At 71.3% G+C, this 16,810-nt stretch carries 14 protein-coding genes; 3 read left to right on the forward strand and 11 right to left on the reverse strand.

Annotation, left to right across the window (positions count from 1 at the left end):
• Positions 1 to 48: 48 nt before the first annotated feature.
• The gene (locus HBO46_RS09735) at positions 49 to 942 is read left to right on the forward strand and encodes a RecB family exonuclease (RefSeq protein ID WP_166138384.1); all 894 of its coding nucleotides are present in this window, start codon (positions 49 to 51) and stop codon (positions 940 to 942) included.
• Here HBO46_RS09735 and HBO46_RS09740 read toward each other — a convergent pair.
• From HBO46_RS09740 to metH, 6 genes are all read right to left on the reverse strand, one after another.
• Complete coding sequence (locus tag HBO46_RS09740) at positions 924 to 1,637, reverse strand: HAD family hydrolase (protein WP_317983899.1); 714 nt, start codon at positions 1,635 to 1,637, stop codon at positions 924 to 926. The genes HBO46_RS09735 and HBO46_RS09740 overlap by 19 nt on opposite strands.
• Positions 1,638 to 1,883: 246 nt before the next feature.
• A complete protein-coding gene (locus tag HBO46_RS09745) occupies positions 1,884 to 2,558 on the reverse strand; it encodes a response regulator transcription factor (RefSeq protein WP_166138378.1) in 675 nt (224 codons plus the stop codon).
• The gene (locus HBO46_RS09750; RefSeq protein ID WP_166138375.1) at positions 2,555 to 3,634 is read right to left on the reverse strand and encodes a sensor histidine kinase; all 1,080 of its coding nucleotides are present in this window, start codon (positions 3,632 to 3,634) and stop codon (positions 2,555 to 2,557) included. The genes HBO46_RS09745 and HBO46_RS09750 overlap by 4 nt, the downstream gene beginning before the upstream one ends.
• A gap of 17 nt (positions 3,635 to 3,651) precedes the next feature.
• On the reverse strand, positions 3,652 to 4,461 hold the full coding sequence (locus HBO46_RS09755) for an ABC transporter permease (protein ID WP_166138372.1): 810 nt from the start codon (positions 4,459 to 4,461) through the stop codon (positions 3,652 to 3,654).
• Positions 4,458 to 5,438: an ABC transporter ATP-binding protein gene (locus HBO46_RS09760; RefSeq protein WP_166138369.1), complete on the reverse strand. Its 981-nt coding sequence runs from the start codon at positions 5,436 to 5,438 to the stop codon at positions 4,458 to 4,460. Before HBO46_RS09760 ends, HBO46_RS09755 begins: the two co-directional genes overlap by 4 nt.
• Before the next feature lie 1,239 nt (positions 5,439 to 6,677).
• Positions 6,678 to 10,418, reverse strand: coding sequence for a methionine synthase (gene metH, locus HBO46_RS09765; protein WP_224769475.1), 3,741 nt, complete (start codon positions 10,416 to 10,418; stop codon positions 6,678 to 6,680).
• Between the two features lie 145 nt (positions 10,419 to 10,563).
• Between metH and HBO46_RS09770 the strand changes: the two genes are divergently transcribed.
• Positions 10,564 to 11,412: a PAC2 family protein gene (locus tag HBO46_RS09770; protein WP_207950070.1), complete on the forward strand. Its 849-nt coding sequence runs from the start codon at positions 10,564 to 10,566 to the stop codon at positions 11,410 to 11,412.
• Positions 11,413 to 11,520: 108 nt separating this feature from the next.
• Here the strand turns inward: HBO46_RS09770 and mshC are convergent, their stop codons facing one another.
• The 4 genes from mshC to HBO46_RS09790 are packed head-to-tail and all read right to left on the reverse strand — an operon-like array spanning position 11,521 to position 14,883.
• Positions 11,521 to 12,759 (reverse strand): cysteine--1-D-myo-inosityl 2-amino-2-deoxy-alpha-D-glucopyranoside ligase, encoded by a 1,239-nt coding sequence (gene mshC / locus HBO46_RS09775; protein ID WP_166138363.1) that lies wholly within the window; start codon positions 12,757 to 12,759, stop codon positions 11,521 to 11,523.
• A gap of 23 nt (positions 12,760 to 12,782) precedes the next feature.
• The gene (locus tag HBO46_RS09780) at positions 12,783 to 13,550 is read right to left on the reverse strand and encodes an SCO1664 family protein (RefSeq protein ID WP_166138360.1); all 768 of its coding nucleotides are present in this window, start codon (positions 13,548 to 13,550) and stop codon (positions 12,783 to 12,785) included.
• A gap of 16 nt (positions 13,551 to 13,566) precedes the next feature.
• A complete protein-coding gene (locus HBO46_RS09785) occupies positions 13,567 to 14,142 on the reverse strand; it encodes a DUF3090 domain-containing protein (RefSeq protein WP_166138356.1) in 576 nt (191 codons plus the stop codon).
• A 9-nt stretch (positions 14,143 to 14,151) separates the two neighbouring features.
• Positions 14,152 to 14,883 (reverse strand): histidine phosphatase family protein, encoded by a 732-nt coding sequence (locus HBO46_RS09790; protein WP_166138353.1) that lies wholly within the window; start codon positions 14,881 to 14,883, stop codon positions 14,152 to 14,154.
• A 53-nt stretch (positions 14,884 to 14,936) separates the two neighbouring features.
• On the opposite strand from HBO46_RS09790, the gene corA reads away from it, so the two are divergent.
• A complete protein-coding gene (corA, locus tag HBO46_RS09795; protein WP_166138350.1) occupies positions 14,937 to 15,920 on the forward strand; it encodes a magnesium/cobalt transporter CorA in 984 nt (327 codons plus the stop codon).
• Positions 15,921 to 15,948: 28 nt separating this feature from the next.
• Here the strand turns inward: corA and HBO46_RS09800 are convergent, their stop codons facing one another.
• The gene (locus HBO46_RS09800) at positions 15,949 to 16,773 is read right to left on the reverse strand and encodes an undecaprenyl-diphosphate phosphatase (protein ID WP_166138347.1); all 825 of its coding nucleotides are present in this window, start codon (positions 16,771 to 16,773) and stop codon (positions 15,949 to 15,951) included.
• Positions 16,774 to 16,810: the final 37 nt, after the last annotated feature.

Raw genomic sequence — 16,810 nt, forward strand, 5'->3', positions numbered from 1 at the left:
GGTGCCTGGCACTCGGCACTGTCGGCGCGGTCGCCTAGTGTTCCCGGCGTGGATCAGCAGCCCGTCTCGCCGGCCGATCGGCACTCGACCCCGGTCGACGGTGTCGAGGTCCTCGGTGCGCTGTCCCCGAGCCGGGCCGGTGACTTCCTGACCTGCCCGCTGCTCTACCGCTTCCGCACCGTGGATCGCCTGCCCGAGCCCCCGTCGGCCGACGCCGTGCGCGGCACCCTGGTCCACAAGGTGCTCGAGGACCTCTTCGAGCTGCCCGCCGCCGAGCGCACCCCGCAGCGCGCCCAGGCGCTGCTGGAGCCCACCTGGGAGCAGCTGTGCGCAGCCGAGCCGGAGCTGGGTGAGCTGTTCGGCGAGGAGGGGCCCGAGGTGGCGCCGTGGCTGGCGTCGTGCCGCACCGTCCTGGAGCGCTACTTCACCCTCGAGGACCCGCGGCGCCTCGAGCCCGCGGATCGCGAGCTCTACGTCGAGACGCTGCTGGACTCCCGGCTGCTGCTGCGCGGGTTCATCGACCGCGTCGACGTGGCGCCGGACGGCGCGATCCGGCTGGTGGACTACAAGACCGGGCGGGCGCCGGGGCCGGGCTACGAGGCCAAGGCGCTGTTCCAGATGAAGTTCTACGCCCTGGTCATCTGGCGCACGCGTGGCGTGGTGCCGGCGATGCTGCGCCTGATCTACCTCGGCAGCGGCGAGATCGTCAGCTACGCCCCCGACGAGGACGACCTGCGCGCCACCGAGCGCAAGGTGGAGGCGGTGTGGCGCGCGATCCGCGAGGCCGCCGAGACCGGCGACTGGCGCCCGCACCGCAGTCGGCTGTGCGACTGGTGCGCCCACCAAGCGATCTGCCCGGCATTCGGCGGCACTCCCCCGACGCTGCCGACGCCCGCTGCGGCCCCGCCGCCGCTCGAGCCGGTTCAGCTCAGCTCGGACTGAAGCCCGGCGAGGTCGCTGCTGCTCAGCTCGGCGAGCGAGTCGCGGAACACCCGCCGCGGACCGGGCGGTACGGCGACGTGGTTCTGCACCACCAGCACCGTGCACCCCGCAGTCTCCGCCGACGTGGCGCCGGTGGCGGAGTCCTCGATGGCGACGCAGTACGCCGGATCGTGCCCGAGCGCGGCGGCGGCGGTGAGGTAGGGCTCGGGGTGCGGCTTGCCGTGGGTGACCCGGTCTCCGGTGATCACCACGTCGAAGATGCCCTCGGGAAGGTGCGCCAGGATCGGCGCCACCAGCCGTTCGTAGGACATCGTGACGAGCGCGCACGGTACGCCGTGCTCGTGCAGCTCCTCCAGCAGCTCCCGCGCCCCCGGGCGCCACGGGACCGACTCGGCCACGCTGGCCACCACCCCGTCGAGCAGCTCCTCGACGATCTCCTCCGGGCTGAGGTCGAGCCCCATCCGCTCCTTGATGTACTGCGCCGAGGTGAGCAGGCTGTTGCCGACCAGGCTGAGCCCGTCGGCCTCCGTCCACTCCGCGCCATGGCGATGCGCCAGCGCGGTCTCGGCCGCCACCCAGGCCGGCTCGGTGTCGACGATGGTGCCGTCCATGTCCCAGAGGACGGCCGCGGGCAGCCTCCGACCAACTTCCTCGTGCTGACCTGCAGGTTCACGAGAAGACGCGGTGTTCAGAATGCCCTCCAACAAGCTCCATGCGACTAACGATGCGACTATGCACCCTAGGTGCGCCCCCTTCCCCATTGACGGGCATCCCGGTGAACGACTGACATCCGGCGGGGTTGAGCCGCTTCACGTGGTCGACCGCTCACACCTGACATGCATGAGCAACCACACGATCGCCGCCCCGATCAGATGGGGAGCCTGACCTGCGCTAACCCCCCGTGCGCCGTAAAGCGGCACAGGCAGCGGCCAAGCCCAACCTCACCCGGAGCGGCGCCCCGGCTGGACCAGCCCGTGGTCGAAGGCGAAGACCACGGCGGCAGCGCGGTCGCGCAGGCCGAGCTTGGCGAAGATGTGCCCGATGTGGGTCTTGATCGTGCCCTCGCCGAGGAACAGGTTGGCGGCGATCTCGGTGTTGTTGAGACCGGCGCCGATCAGGGCGAGCACCTCTCGCTCCCGTGGCGTGAGCGTCTCGACAGCCGCGCCGGACACCGGTGGGGCCTGCGCTCCGCGGTAGGCCGTGAGCACCCGGCCGGTGACGGCCGGGTCCAGCCACGAGTCGCCGGCGGCGACCGCCCGGACAGCGCGCTGGAGGTCCTCGGCCGGGACAGACTTGAGCAGGAAGCCGGCCGCCCCGGCGCGGAGCGCCCCGGCGAGCACCTCCTCGTCCTCGAACGTCGTCAGCACCAGCACCGGTGGCGCATCGGGTACGTCGGCCAGCAACCGGGTCGCGGCGACGCCGTCGACCCGGGGCATCCGCACGTCCATCACCACCACGTCGGGACGCAGGGACACCACCGCGTCGACGATGCCCTCGCCGCTCGCCAGCTCACCGACGATCTCGAACCCGAACCGGGAGCGCAGGATCCCGCGCAGCCCCGTGCGGACGAGCTCCTGGTCATCGACCAGGAGCACCCGGACCACCTCCTGGGTCATGACGGCAGCACCGCCTCGACCAGCCAGCCCTGCGGGACCGGACCGCCGGTGAGTCGGCCACCGACGCTTTCGGCGCGCTCGCGCATGCCGTCGAGGCCGGAACCGGGGGTGGCCGCGGGGTCGGGCGTCCCGCCGTTGCGCACCGTCACCGTGACGTCTGCCTTGCCGGCGATCACGCAGACAGCGACTGGCTCGCCGGCGGCGTGCCGAGCGGCGTTGGTCAGTGCCTCCTGGACGATCCGGTAGGCAGCCAGTCCCCGGGTGGATCCCAAAGAGGAAAGGTCTCCCTCGACCTTGAGCTCGACGGCAGCGCCGGCTCGGCGGAACGAGTCCACGAGGTCGGTGATGTCACGGGCGTCGGGCAGCGGCGCCATCCGGACGGGGTCGTCGGTGCGCATCAGGCCGACGGTGGCGCGGACCTCCTCCAGGCTCTGTCGGGCCAACCTCTCCGCCTCGACCAGGGAGGCGCGCGCTTCCTCGGGCTCGTCGTCGAGTGCGAGCCGGGCGCTGCCGATGTGCAGCAGCGAGACGGTCAGGGCGTGGCCGATCACGTCGTGCACCTCACCGGCGATCCGGCTGCGCTCCTCGGCCCTGCTGCGCTCGGCCAGCTCGGCCCGGGTGCGGTTGAGCTCGACCACGGTCAGTCGCAGTCGCCGGGCGAACACGCAGGCGATGGTCGTGAACGCCGTACCGATGACCCAGGCACCCCATCCGGGTTCCGAGGGGTGGATCGCCCACTCCCCGACGGGTCCTGCGAGGAGTACGACGAGCGTGGTCAGGGCCACCGGCAACGCAGACGACAGCGCGGCCCAGGCGGCGATGACGCACAGCCCCATCCAGGACAGGTTGGAGGACTGCTCGTGACCGAGCACCACCAGCCCCGCGATCGGGATGACCAACCCCGCCGCGAGCCGCCAGCCCGACGGCGCCCACTTCGCCAGCGCCAGCGCCGCAGCGACGATGCCCGCGGCCGACCACAGCGCCACCGGGGTCGACTGGCGCGTCATCAGCACTCCCAGGAGCGCGAAGAACGCGAGCGCGGCAGGTGCCGCGGCTCGCGTTGCCCACTCCGTCATGGGAGCGACCCTAGACGTCACAGGGCGCTGCGCCGTGCCGCCAGGGCCATGGCGCCGACCGCGATCACGGTGACGGCCACCAGGGCGACCGTGGCGTCGCCGATCCCGAGCCACGGTTCCCGGATCGCCTGGTTGGCCAGCGACAGCGGCAGCCGCTCGGAGATCTCCCGCAGCGCATCCGACATCACCGCCGGCGGTGGGCCGCCGACACCGAGCAGGAAGGAGGGGAAGAACAGCAGCAGCCCGACGGCCTGTGCCGCCCGCGCCGAGGGCAGCATCGTCCCGAGCAGCACCCCGATGCTGGCGAACGCCACGGAGGCAACGACCACGCCGGCCACGACCCGCACCGGGTCCTCGACGCTCGGGATGCCGTAGACCGGTGCGGCGACGGCCAGCAGGAGCGCACCCGAGATCGCGATCGCGGTGAGGCCGACCACGAGCTGGGCCAACGCGAACGACCACCGTGGGAACCCCGACGCCGCGAACCGGCGCAGCACTCCTCGCTCCCGGTAGGTGGCGATGTGCACCGGCAGCATGATCAGTCCGGTCGCCCCGATCACCACGGTGAAGTAGGAAGCGACGTACCAGTGCGACGGGTTCACCGGGAAGGCGTCGTCGGGCTGGGTCCCGAACGAGCCGCCGATGATCAGCATGGAGACGATCGGGAACACCAGCACGAAGGTCAGGGTGAACGGCTCGCGGCTGAGCAGCCGGAGCTCGGTGGTGACGAGTCGGCGGGTGGCCGAGCGGTGCTTGGGCGCGGGCCCGGCGGTGGAGCGCGGATCGGCGCCGGCAGTGTCCGGCTGGATGGGGACGAACGTGCTCATGATGCGACCTTCCTGGTCTCGGGGAGATCGGTGGACTGGTCGAGCAGGGTCAGCAGCGCCGACTCGAGGTCGGGGATGTCGACCCGGAGATCGACCGGCACGGGGTGTCCGCTCGCGACGAGCCAGGCCCCCACGTGGGCGATGGCCTCGCGCGCGCCCTCGATCGCGACCTGGTCGCGCTCCTGGCTCACCCGGTGTACGCCGGGAAGTCGATCGAGCTCGCCGCGGATCGCCGAACCCCCGGCACCCGGAAGGCCGAAGCGGACCGTGACTCCAGGGGCGTGGCGGGCGACCAGCTCGGCGGGCGTGCCCTGGTCGAGCACCCGCCCCTGCCGCATGGCGACGACACGCTCGCACAGTGCCTCCGCCTCGTCGAGCTCGTGCGTCACGAGCATGACGGTGGTGCCCTCGTCACGCAGCTGCGCAACGGCGGACCACACCTCACGCCGTGCGGCGGGGTCCAGGCCCTGGGTGAGCTCGTCGAGGATGACCAGGCGCGGCCGGTTGAGCAGCGCCAGCACGAGGAACAACCGCTGCCGCTCTCCCCCGCTCAGCCCCGCGAACGGGGAGCGACGCAGCCGCCCGAGGCCGAACTGCTCGAGCAGTCGGTCCCGGTCCTGGGCGTGCGGGCCGGCGAACAGGTCCACCGCCTCGGTGACCCGCAGCCGGTCGGGCAGCCCAGAGCTCTGCAGCTGGCTGCCCACCTGCAGGCGCAGGCGATCGGCCTGCTTGACCGGGTCCAGGCCGAGGACCCGGATCACCCCGGAGTCGGGCGTCCGCAGGCCCTGCAGGCACTCGACGGTGGTGGTCTTGCCAGCACCGTTGGCGCCGATGAGACCGACGATCTCACCAGCCCCCACGTGCAGGTCGAGATTGTCGACGACGACTCGTCCGCCGTACGACTTGGTCAGTCCGCGCACGGTGACGACCGGCCCAGAGATGTGCTCGGTGGCGTGGCGCATGGGTGTTGGTTGCATGCCCCCATTCCATGTCGCGGGGACCCTCGGCACATCGGCCCGGAGGCAGAACCCGACCTCTGCCCCCGGGCAGAGGTCCCTGGAGACTGTAAGCAGTGCAAACGAACCCGACCAGGTCCCTGGACCGGCCCTGCGACGGCCACGCGACGGCCACGCGACGGCCACGCGATGACCGTGGTGACCTTCGGCGCAGTCAGGTAGGTGCGCCCCAGGGCGATCAGCTGGAGCACCTGGGTGTGGTCGCGCAGATCCTCGCCCTGGCCGAACAGGTCCCGCCGGCCACGGCCTCGCGGACGCAGCTGTGGCGGCGTACGGCGAAACCGTCGTCCGCCTCCTGTAGACCAAGGTGGTCGGGCAGCTAACGCAGCCACAAGGTGGGTGCCGACACGGGTGTCTAAGGCGCGATGGCGGTAGCCGTTGCGCTGTGCGGCGCGGCCCGGGTTGGGCCGTCTCCATTCCGCGCCAACGACAGCGTCGGCAGCGTTCTCCTCGATGAGGTGTCAGGCAGTCAGCGCGGGCAGGTCATCAGCTCCGATCTCGGGTTCGGTCACTACGCGGGACTTGACCGGCGTCAGCTCGGCCCGCAACCTCTTCGGGGGCGTCCGGCGTATCGAGCAGGGCGGCTCGCCCGGGCTCGGCAAGCGACGCTAGCCCCGCACTGGATCACCCGACGCGGGGTCACGATGCGACTATCGATGCGACGGTTCAGCGCTCAACGCATCAGTCAGGGATGTCGTGTGACCGGCTGGCAGGACGGGCGCCTCCACTCAGCCGACCAGCGGGAGGATGCATGACGTCGGGCCTTGAGCGCCATGCGACTATCCATGCGGCTATACGCTACAAATTCGAATGCGCCCCTATGCCTCTGAACGCCCGCCGAGGACGCCGACGGCCCACCTGACCTGCGCTAACGTGTAGGTCAACGCACCTGGAAGTACCCCAGAGCACCCGGCGTGCCGTCCATGTCCCACAGGACGGCCCGGGGGGGGGGGGGCAGGTCTCCCCCAGGAGTGCGTCGGTCTGTTCCTCGCGAGTACGCGGTACTCAGAATGCCCTCCCATGAGCGCGGTGCGGCGTCGGGTGCGCGCACAATTCTAAGGCGCTCGCGGACCTGCTCGGCGCGCGCCCCGGGGCTGGGTCGACGGCGCGGAGGGTCGACGTTTGGTCCCCAACGACAGATTCCGGGACCGAAATGTTGTCGTTGGGGACCAAACGTGGGGGTCTTGCCCCCGCCGCGGCTCAGTCGTCGGGGTCGTAGCCGAGGTTCGGCGAGAGCCACTTCTCGGCCTCGGCGATGCTCCAGCCCTTGCGCGCGGCGTACGCCTCGATCTGGTCGCGCCCGAGGCGGCCGACGACGAAGTACTGGGCCTGGGGGTGGCTGTAGTAGACGCCGGAGACCGAGGCGCCGGGCCACATCGCCATCGACTCGGTGAGCGTGATGCCGGTGCTTGCCTCGACGTCGAGCAGGTCCCACAGGGTGGCCTTCTCGGTGTGGTCGGGGCAGGCGGGGTAGCCGGGGGCCGGGCGGATGCCGGTGTACTTCTCCGCGATCAGGTCCTCGTTGGACAGCTGCTCGCTCTCCACGTGGCCCCAGAACTCGGTGCGCACCCGCTGGTGCAGCCGCTCGGCGAAGGCCTCCGCGAGGCGGTCGGCGAGCGCCTCCACCATGATCGCGTTGTAGTCGTCGAGGGCGTCCTTGAACTCCTGGACCTTCTCGGGCAGCCCGATGCCGGCGGTGACCGCGAACCCGCCGACGTGGTCGGCCAGGCCGGTCTCGGCGGGCGCGACGTAGTCGGCCAGGGAGCGGTTCGGGACGCCGTCGCGGTGCTTGCCCTGCTGGCGCAGCTGGTGCAGCACCGCACGCACCTCGGAGCGGTCCTCGTCGGCGTACACCTCGACGTCGTCGCCGCGTGAGGCGGCCGGGAACAGCCCGTAGACGCCGTGCGCGGTGAGCCAGCCCTCCTCGATGATGCGGTCCAGCATCTCGTTGGCGTCGGCGAAGAGCTTGCGCGCGGTCTCCCCGGTGGTGGGGTTGTTGAGGATGTCGGGGAACTTGCCCTTCATCTCCCAGGCGTTGAAGAACGGCTGCCAGTCGATGTACTCGCGCAGCTCGGCGATCGGGTAGTCGCGCAGCACGTGGACGCCGGGGGTGCGCGGCGCCGGCGGCTGGTAGCCGGTCCAGTCGATCGGGGAGGCGTTGGCGACCGCGTCGGCGTACGTCAGCTGCGGGCGGTCGCTCTTGGCGGCGTGCCGGGTGCGCAGCGAGTCGTAGTCGGCCTGCACGTCGGCCATCAGCTTGACCCGACGCTCGGGGTGCAGCAGCGAGGCGGCGGTCGGCACCGAGCGTGAGGCGTCCTTGACCCACACCACCGGGCCGTCGTACTTGTGGTCGATCTTGACCGCGGTGTGGGCGCGCGAGGTGGTGGCGCCGCCGATCATCAGCGGGATCTCCAGCCCGAGGCGCTGCATCTCCGCGGCCACCGTGACCATCTCGTCCAGGGAGGGGGTGATCAGCCCGGACAGGCCGATGATGTCGGCCCCGACCTCGCGGGCGGTGTCGAGGATCTTCTGGGCCGGCACCATGACGCCGAGGTCGATGACCTCGAAGTTGTTGCACTGCAGCACCACGCCGACGATGTTCTTGCCGATGTCGTGGACATCGCCCTTCACCGTGGCCATGACAATGGTGCCGTTGGTCTCCTTGGCGGTGGCCAGGGCGGGGTTGTCGAGCTTCTCCTGCTCGATGAAGGGAATCAGGTAGGCCACGGCCTTCTTCATCACCCGGGCGGACTTCACCACCTGCGGCAGGAACATCTTGCCGGCGCCGAAGAGGTCGCCGACGACGTCCATGCCCTGCATCAGCGGGCCCTCGATGACCTCGATCGGCCGGCCGCCGCGCTCCGCGATCTGCGCGCGCAGCTCCTCGGTGTCGGCCTCCACGTGAGCGTCGATGCCCTTCACCAGCGCATGGGTGATCCGCTCCCCGACCGGCAGCGAGCGCCACTCCTCCGCGGTGGCCTCGTCCTGGACGGCCGCCTTGTTGTGGACCTCGGCGATCTCCAGGAGCCGCTCGGCGGCGTCCTCGCGGCGGTTCAGCACGACGTCCTCGATGCGCTCGCGCAGCTCGGGGTCGACCTGGTCGTAGACCACCAGCGCGCCGGCGTTCACGATGCCCATGTCCAGGCCCGCGGCGATCGCGTGGAAGAGGAAGACCGCGTGGATCGCCTCGCGCACCGGGTTGTTGCCGCGGAAGCTGAAGCTGACGTTGGAGATGCCGCCGGAGACCCGCGCGCCGGGCAGGTTCTTCTTGATCCAGCGGGTGGCCTCGATGAAGTCCAGGCCGTACGACGCGTGCTCCTCGATGCCGGTCGCGACCGCGAAGACGTTGGGGTCGAAGATGATGTCCTCGGCCGGGAAGCCGACCTCCTCGACCAGGATCCGGTAGGCACGCTGGCAGATCGCGATCCGGCGCGCGAGGCTGTCGGCCTGGCCGTCCTCGTCGAAGGCCATGACGACCGCGGCGGCGCCGTACTTGCGGCACAGCCGGGCGTGGGCGATGAACGGCTCCTCGCCCTCCTTCAGCGAGATGGAGTTGACGACGGCCTTGCCCTGGATGTTCTTCAGGCCGGCCTCGATGACCTCCCACTTGGAGGAGTCGACCATGACCGGGACCCGGCTGATGTCGGGCTCGCTGGCGATCAGACGGGTGAAGCGGTTCATGGCCGCGACGCCGTCGATCATCCCCTCGTCCATGTTGATGTCGATGACCTGCGCGCCGTTCTCGACCTGCTGGGCGGCCACCGACAGGGCGGTGTCGTAGTCGCCGGCCTTGATCAGGTTGCGGAAGCGGGCCGAGCCGGTGATGTTGGTGCGCTCGCCGACGTTGACGAACAGGGTGTCGTCGCGGACCGTGAACGGCTCGAGGCCGGAGAGCCGCAGCGCGGCGTCGTTCTGCGCGGGCACCCGCGGGGTCTTGTCCGCGACGGCGTCCGCGATCGCGGCGATGTGCTCGGGGGTGGTGCCGCAGCAGCCGCCCACCAGGTTCACGAAGCCGGCCTCGGCGAACTCGCCCACCACCGCGGCGGTCTCGGCGGCCGCCTCGTCGTACTCGCCGAAGGCGTTGGGGAGCCCGGCGTTGGGGTAGCAGGAGACGAAGGAGTCGGTGATCCGGGAGAGCTCGGCGATGTAGGGGCGCATCTCGGTCGCGCCGAGGGCGCAGTTGAGCCCCACCGCGAGCGGGCGGGCGTGCCGGATCGAGGCCCAGAAGGCCTCGGTGGTCTGCCCCGTGAGGGTGCGTCCGGAGGCGTCGGTGATGGTGCCGGAGATGACGACCGGCCAGCGGCGGTCGTACTCCTCGAAGAGCGTCTCGAGGGCGAAGATCGCGGCCTTGGCGTTGAGGGTGTCGAAGATCGTCTCGACGAAGAGCAGGTCGGAGCCGCCGTCGATGAGGCCGCGGCCGGCGACCAGGTAGGCCTCGACCAGCTCGTCGAAGGTGACGTTGCGGGCGCCCGGGTCGTTGACGTCCGGGGAGATCGAGGCGGTCCGGGTGGTCGGGCCGAGGGCGCCGGCGACGTAGCGGGGCCGCTCGGGGGTGCCGTGGGCGTCCGCGGCCTCGCGGGCCAGCCGGGCCGCGCAGTAGTTGAGCTCGTAGGCGAGCTCCTCCATGCCGTAGTCGCCGAGGGAGACGGCGTTGGCGTTGAAGGTGTTGGTCTCGATGATGTCGGCGCCGGCGGCGAGGTACTCCTCGTGGATGGCGCGGATGATCGCCGGCTGGGTGAGCGTCAGCAGGTCGTTGTTGCCCTGCAGGTCGCTCGGCCAGTCCGCGAACCGCTCGCCGCGGTAGCCGGCCTCGTCGGGGCGGTCCCGCTGGATCGCCGTACCCATCGCGCCGTCCAGGACCAAGATGCGCTCGCGCAGCATCGTGGTGAGCGCCTCCGTCGCATCGGGGCGCAGGAACGGCTCGAAGGCCCGATCGGTCAAGGTGACTCCTCTCGAGAGGCCGGGCGGTTCCGGCCTTGTCCACCAGCGTAAGAAGGCGTGTCCACCTGCTGGACGAACAGACCAGATCGTGACATCGGGCCGGTGCGGCGGCGAAATCGTCGCCTCTGACTAGGCTGGGCGGGTGATGGACAGCGATGACCTGCCCGACCTCGTCGCCCCGGTGGTGATCGCCGCCTTCGAGGGCTGGAACGACGCCGCCGACGCGGCCTCCGCCGTCGTGGACCACCTGATCGAGGTCTGGGACGCGCGCGTCATCGGGGCGATCGACCCCGAGGAGTTCTACGACTTCCAGGTCAACCGGCCGGTCATCGGCATCGACGCCGACGGCCACCGGCGGGTCAGCTGGCCGACCACCCGGATCGCGGTGGCCTCTCCCCCGGACCTGGACCGCGACGTGATCCTGATCCGCGGCATCGAGCCGAACATGCGCTGGCGCCAGTTCTGCGCCGAGCTGCTGGCCGCCTGCGACGACCTCGGCGGCGAGCTGGTGATCACCCTGGGCGCACTGCTCGCCGACGCCCCGCACACCCGCTCCATCCCCGTCACCGGTACGGCGACCGAGCCCGAGCTGGTCGACCGGCTGCGACTCGAGCAGTCGACCTACGAAGGTCCGACCGGGATCGTCGGGGTCTTCCAGGACGCCTGCGTGCTCCTCGACGTGCCGGCGGTGTCGTACTGGGCGGCGGTGCCGCACTACGTCGCGCAGCCGCCGTGCCCGAAGGCGACGCTCGCGCTGGTGCGCCAGCTGGAGGACCTGCTGGAGGTGAGCATCCCGCTCGGGGACCTGCCCGAGGACGCGCGCGCCTGGGAGCGCGGGGTCGACGAGCTCGCCGAGGAGGACGAGGACATCGCCGACTACGTCCGCTCGCTCGAGGAGACCCGCGACACCACGGACCTGCCCGAGGCGACCGGCGAGGCGATCGCGCGGGAGTTCGAGCGGTACCTCAAGCGTCGCCAGGGCGGCGACAACTGAGGTCGGAGGTCGTCGTTTGGTCCCCAACGACAGGTTTCGGCACCGATTTGTTGCCGTTGGTGACCAAACGACAACGCTGAGGGACCCCGGCGGTCCGCCGGGGCGGCGTCAGAGCGCCAGGCCGAGGGCGGCGTCGAGGACGTTGTAGACCGCGCGGGCGGCGTCCGGGTCGCTGGTGTCGGCGAGGCCGTCGGTGCCCAGCGTCGCGCGCACCCAGGCGTCGACGGCGCGCAGCGCACGCGGGGCGTCGAGGTCGGCCGCGCAGGCGGCGAGGACCTCGCGCACGACCGGCTCGGACGGCGCGCCGGCGCCGAGGGCCAGGGCGCGGCGCCAGTCGGCCAGGGTGTCCACGGCGTCCCACAGCTCGGCGTCGGTCCACTCCCAGTCGCTGCGGTAGTGATGGGCGAGCAGCGCGAAGCGGATGGCCATCGGGTCCACGTCGCTGTTGCGCAGCGCGGAGACGAAGACCAGGTTGCCGCGCGACTTCGACATCTTCTCGCCGTCGTAGGCGACCATGCCGGCGTGGGTGTAGACCTTCGCGAAGCGGTGCTCGGGGTCGGCGACCTGGGCGTGGCCCGCACACATCTCGTGGTGGGGGAAGACCAGGTCGCTGCCGCCACCCTGGACGTCGAACTCCGCACCGAGGTGCTCCAGCGCGATCGCGGTGCACTCGATGTGCCAGCCGGGCCGGCCGGGGCCGAACGGGCTGGGCCAGGACGGCTCGCCGGGACGCTCGCCGCGCCACACCACGCAGTCGAGCGGGTCCTTCTTGCCGGGGCGCTCGGGGTCGCCGCCGCGCTCGGGGAAGATCCGCAGCATCTCCTCGCGGGAGAGGCCGCACTCCTGGCCGAACGTCGGGTCGGCGGTCACCGACATGTAGAGGTCGTCCTCGACGCGGTAGATCGCGCCGGCCGACTGGAGCCGCTCGATCAGGCGGATCACCAGCGGGATCGACTCGACCGCGCCGATGTAGTGCGCGGGCGCGAGCACCCGCAGCGCGGTCATGTCCTGGCGGAACAGCTCGGTCTCGCGCTCGGCGAGCTCGACCCAGTCGACGTTGACCTTCTGGGCCCGCTCGAGCAGCGGGTCGTCGACGTCGGTGATGTTCTGGACGTAGCTCACCTCGTGCCCGGCGTTGCGCCAGGCCCGGTTCAGCAGGTCGAAGCCCAGGTAGGTCGCCGCATGGCCCAGGTGGGTGGCGTCGTACGGCGTGATGCCGCAGACGTACATCCGGGCCGCACCGTCGGGCTGCGTGGTCACCAGACCGCCGCTGGCGGTGTCGTGGAGGATGACGGGCGGGCCCTCGACGGGCAGGGTCGGGATCTCCGGGGAGGACCAGGCGCGCATGCGGTGAACTGTAGTGGTCGCCCTCAGAACGGCGGCCACGGGATGGCCGGGGAGTCCCCGCGCGGGGCGGGCATCACCCCCGCCGACGCCAGCCGGCGGCAGCGCTGGGCCAGCACCTCGATCTCGAGGTCGCTCAGCAGCGGCGCCAGCGCGTCCCCGAGCTCGCCGTGCACGGCCGCGCCCAGGCGGCGTACGGCGTCGAGCTCGTCATCGGTCAGCGGCTCGCCGGTCCAGCCCCACAGCACGGTGCGCAGCTTGGGCTCGTGGTGGAAGGCGATGCCGTGGTCGACGCCGTAGCGGTGCCCGTCCGGCATCGCGAGCACGTGGCCGCCCTTGCGGTCGGCGTTGTTGATCACCACGTCGAGCACCGCCATCCGGCGCAGCGCGGCGGAGTCCTCGTGGACCAGGGAGACCGGCTGGTCGAGGCCGTCGATGCCGTCGAAGACGTGGCGGAACCCGGGCGGCACCGAGCCGGCGGGCACCAGGGTGACCGGCTCCTGGTCCTCGTCCGGCTCCTCCCAGGTCTGCACCATCCCGGGGCCGTGCGGGCCGTCGCGCAGCCAGGTGCGCGGGACGACGTTCCAGCCCAGCTCCTCGGAGACGAGGTACGCCGCGAGCTCGCGGTGCGCCAGCACGGCGCCGGGGAAGTCCCACAGCGGCCGCTCCCCCGAGATCGGCTTGTAGACCACGCGGTGCTCGCCCACCGCGCCCAGGAAGGTCGCGTTGGAGGCCGGCATGATCCGGCCGTGCAGCACCAGCTCGCCGGTGAGCAGGTCGGGCAGTGCCGTCATCGGCCGGGGCTGCCGGTCACGGGTCGCGCCGCTTGAAGCCGTTGGCGCGCACGCACAGGTGGCCGTCGACGTCGATGGGGTTGCCGCAGAACGGGCAGGCGGGACGACCGGCCTCGAGGACCTGGCCGCTGCGCTGCACGAAGGCGCGGGCGTAGCCGGGCGAGAGCCTGACCAGGAGCACCTCCTCCGGCTCGGGCTCCACGATGCTCTCCTCGAGCTGGTCGGGGGCGACCACCGCGGCCTCGCTGAACGGGAACACCTCGATCACGACCCGCTCGTCGCGGGGGTCCCACGACAGGGTCATGGTGCCGGCGCGGAACTCCTCCTCGATCGGCTGGTCGAGCGGCTCGCTGTCGACGAGGTCGAACGGTGCGACCGCGGGGACCACGGTGCTGCTGGGCTCGCTGGCCATCACCTCGTCGAGGAGCTCGTCGACCCGCTCGGCGAGCGCGGCGACCTGCTGCTTCTCCACGGCCACCGAGACGATCCGGGCTCCGCTGCGCGCCTGGAGGAAGAAGGTGCGGGAGCCGGGCGCGCCGACGGTGCCGGTGACGAAGCGCTCCGGCGGGTCGAAGGAGTGGACGAGAGGCATGCGCCCAGCCTAGGACCCGTCCCGACCGGTGGCCGCGGGGCCCGCTCCCCCGCCGACCAGCGCGTCGGTGCCGGTGGCGGACGCGTCGTCGGCGGCATCCGCGGGCGGGCGCAGCCAGGACAGGTCGCCCGCGTGGGAATTGGTCGCGAGCACGTAGGGCCGCGACTCGGTGTAGCGCACGATCGAGATCGAGGCGGGGTCCACGTGCAGGCGCTGGAACAGGTCCAGGTGCATCCCCAGCGCGTCGGCCAGCACCGCCTTGATGATGTCGCCGTGGCTGACCGCCACCCAGACCGCGTGCGGGCCGTGCTCGGCCTCGACCTGCGCGTCGCGGCGGCGTACGGCGCCCACCGCGCGGGCCTGCATCGCGGTCATGCTCTCCCCGCCGGGGAACGCGGCGGCGGAGGGCTGGGTCTGGACCACCTTCCACAGCTTCTCCTGGGCGAGGTCCTTGATCGCGCGGCCCTGCCACTCGCCGTAGTCGCACTCGGTGATCCCACGGTCGGTCACCACCGGCGGCGCGTCCTCGCGCCCGGCCAGCAGCGCCCGGGTGGTCTGGCGGCAGCGCTCCAGGGGGCTCGTGACGACCAGGGAGATCGGTACGTCGCCGAGCCGGGCACCGGCCCGCGCCGCCTGCTGCTGCCCGGTGCTGTCGAGGCGGACCCCCGGCGTACGGCCGGCGAGGGTGCCGGAGGCGTTCGCGGTGGTGCGCCCGTGCCGCACGAGGATGAGGGTGGCCATGGCGCGGACTGTAGCCGGGCATGCGGAGGCCTCCGCGTGGCTAACGTGTCCAGATGATCGTCGACTGCGCCTTCTACCGCCACGGAGTCCGGGTCCCGGAGACCTTCGACGTCAGCGACCTCGCCCGAGTCCTGAGCGCGCGGGACCGCGACAAGGGCGACTTCCTGTGGGTGGGCGTCCACGAGCCCACGCCCTCGGAGCTGCACGCGATCGCCGACCAGTTGGGCTTCCACCCGCTGGCCACCGAGGACGCCCTCAAGGCCCACCAGCGGCCCAAGCTGGAGCGCTACGAGGGCATGCTCTTCCTGGTGCTCAAGACGCTCAGCTACATCGACGCCGAGGACGCCGTCGAGACCGGCGAGATCAGCCTGTTCGTCGGCGAGGGGTACGTCGTGACCGTGCGGCACGGCGCGGGCAGCGAGTTGAGCGTGACCCGCGCCCACCTCGAGGAGGTCTCCGACGTCCTGGGCCGCGGGCCGGCGGCGGTCGTGTACGCCGTGTGCGACAAGGTCGTCGACGACTACACCCAGGTGGCCCACTTCCTGGAGGAGGACGTCGACGAGGTGGAGCAGTCGGTGTTCTCCCCGGAGCGCACCCGCGACTCCGAGCGCATCTACACCCTCAAGCGCGAGATCGCGGAGGCCCGGCGCGCGATCCAGCCGCTGAAGGCCCCGATGCAGTCCTGCGCGGAGGGACGGATCGCCGGCATCAACGGCGACGTGGCGCCGTACTTCCGCGACATCACCGACCACCTCAACCGGGTCGGGGAGACCGTGGACAACCTCGAGCAGCTGCTGTCCGCGGCGTTCGACGCGCACGTCGCCCAGATCTCGGTGCAGCAGAACGACGACATGCGCACCATCTCCGCCGGCGCGGCGCTGGTGGTGGTGCCGACGCTGATCGCCGGGATCTACGGCATGAACTTCAAGTACATGCCCGAACTCGACTGGCGCTTCGGCTACCCGTTCGCGCTGCTGCTGATGGTGGGCGCCGCGGCGGTGCTGTGGGTGTGCTTCAAGCGCTCCGGGTGGCTCTGAGCTCTGAGCGCCCGGCGTCCGGCGCCGATCAGGCGGTGAGCACTCCGGTGCCGAGCAGGATCAGGACCAGCGCACCCAGCGCCACCCGGTAGATCACGAACGGGGTGTAGGAGCGCGTCGAGACGTAGCGCAGCAGCCAGGCGATCGCGGCGTAGCCGACGATGAAGGACACGATCGTCGCCACGATCGTGGGGGTCCAGCCGTAGGGGTTGTCCCCGCCGGGGATCTCCTTGAGCTGGAAGACGCCGGCGCCGACCACGGCCGGGATGGCGAGCAGGAACGCGTAGCGGGTGGCGGCCTCGCGCTCGTAGCCGAGGACGCGGCCCATCGAGATCGTGGCGCCGGAGCGGGAGACGCCGGGGATCAGCGCGCAGGCCTGCGCGACGCCCATCAGGATGGCGTCGCGGACGTTGATCTGCTTGATCTGCTTGGAGTTGCTGCTGAACTTGTCGGCCAGGCCGAGCACGATGCCGAGCACGATCAGCGTGACGCCGATGACCCACAGGCTGCGGAACTCGTTCTCGATGATGTCCTTGAGCGCGATGCCCAGGATCACGATCGGCAGCGACCCGATGATGATGAACCAGCCCATCCGGGCGTCCAGGGTGCCGCGGTACTCCGGCTTCACCAAGGACTTCAGCCACGCGGTGGCGATGCGCCAGATGTCCTTGCGGAAGTAGATGAGCACCGCGAGCTCGGTGCCGATCTGGACCACCGCGGTGAACGCGGCTCCGGGGTCGCCCCAACCGAACATCTCGGGGTAGATGCGCAGGTGCGCACTGCTCGAGATCGGGAGGAACTCCGTGAGTCCCTGGATGGTGCCGAGCACGATGGCTTGGAAGAGTTCCCACACGGGCGGGCAGCCTACGCGGGCCCGAACCGCGTGCCGC

Origin of the sequence: Nocardioides ochotonae, assembly GCF_011420305.2 — a bacterium.
Lineage (GTDB): Bacteria > Actinomycetota > Actinomycetes > Propionibacteriales > Nocardioidaceae > Nocardioides > Nocardioides ochotonae.

What these genes read in the sequence shown, in the direction of transcription:
- HBO46_RS09780 (WP_166138360.1), bottom strand. Translation starts at nt 13,550, where the DNA reads ATGACGGCACTGCCCGACCTGCTCACCGGCGAGCTGGTGCTGCACGGC.
- corA (WP_166138350.1), top strand. Translation starts at nt 14,937, where the DNA reads ATGATCGTCGACTGCGCCTTCTACCGCCACGGAGTCCGGGTCCCGGAG.
- HBO46_RS09760 (WP_166138369.1), bottom strand. Translation starts at nt 5,438, where the DNA reads ATGCAACCAACACCCATGCGCCACGCCACCGAGCACATCTCTGGGCCG.
- HBO46_RS09750 (WP_166138375.1), bottom strand. Translation starts at nt 3,634, where the DNA reads ATGACGGAGTGGGCAACGCGAGCCGCGGCACCTGCCGCGCTCGCGTTC.
- mshC (WP_166138363.1), bottom strand. Translation starts at nt 12,759, where the DNA reads ATGCGCGCCTGGTCCTCCCCGGAGATCCCGACCCTGCCCGTCGAGGGC.
- HBO46_RS09755 (WP_166138372.1), bottom strand. Translation starts at nt 4,461, where the DNA reads ATGAGCACGTTCGTCCCCATCCAGCCGGACACTGCCGGCGCCGATCCG.
- HBO46_RS09770 (WP_207950070.1), top strand. Translation starts at nt 10,564, where the DNA reads ATGGACAGCGATGACCTGCCCGACCTCGTCGCCCCGGTGGTGATCGCC.
- HBO46_RS09745 (WP_166138378.1), bottom strand. Translation starts at nt 2,558, where the DNA reads ATGACCCAGGAGGTGGTCCGGGTGCTCCTGGTCGATGACCAGGAGCTC.
- HBO46_RS09790 (WP_166138353.1), bottom strand. Translation starts at nt 14,883, where the DNA reads ATGGCCACCCTCATCCTCGTGCGGCACGGGCGCACCACCGCGAACGCC.
- HBO46_RS09785 (WP_166138356.1), bottom strand. Translation starts at nt 14,142, where the DNA reads ATGCCTCTCGTCCACTCCTTCGACCCGCCGGAGCGCTTCGTCACCGGC.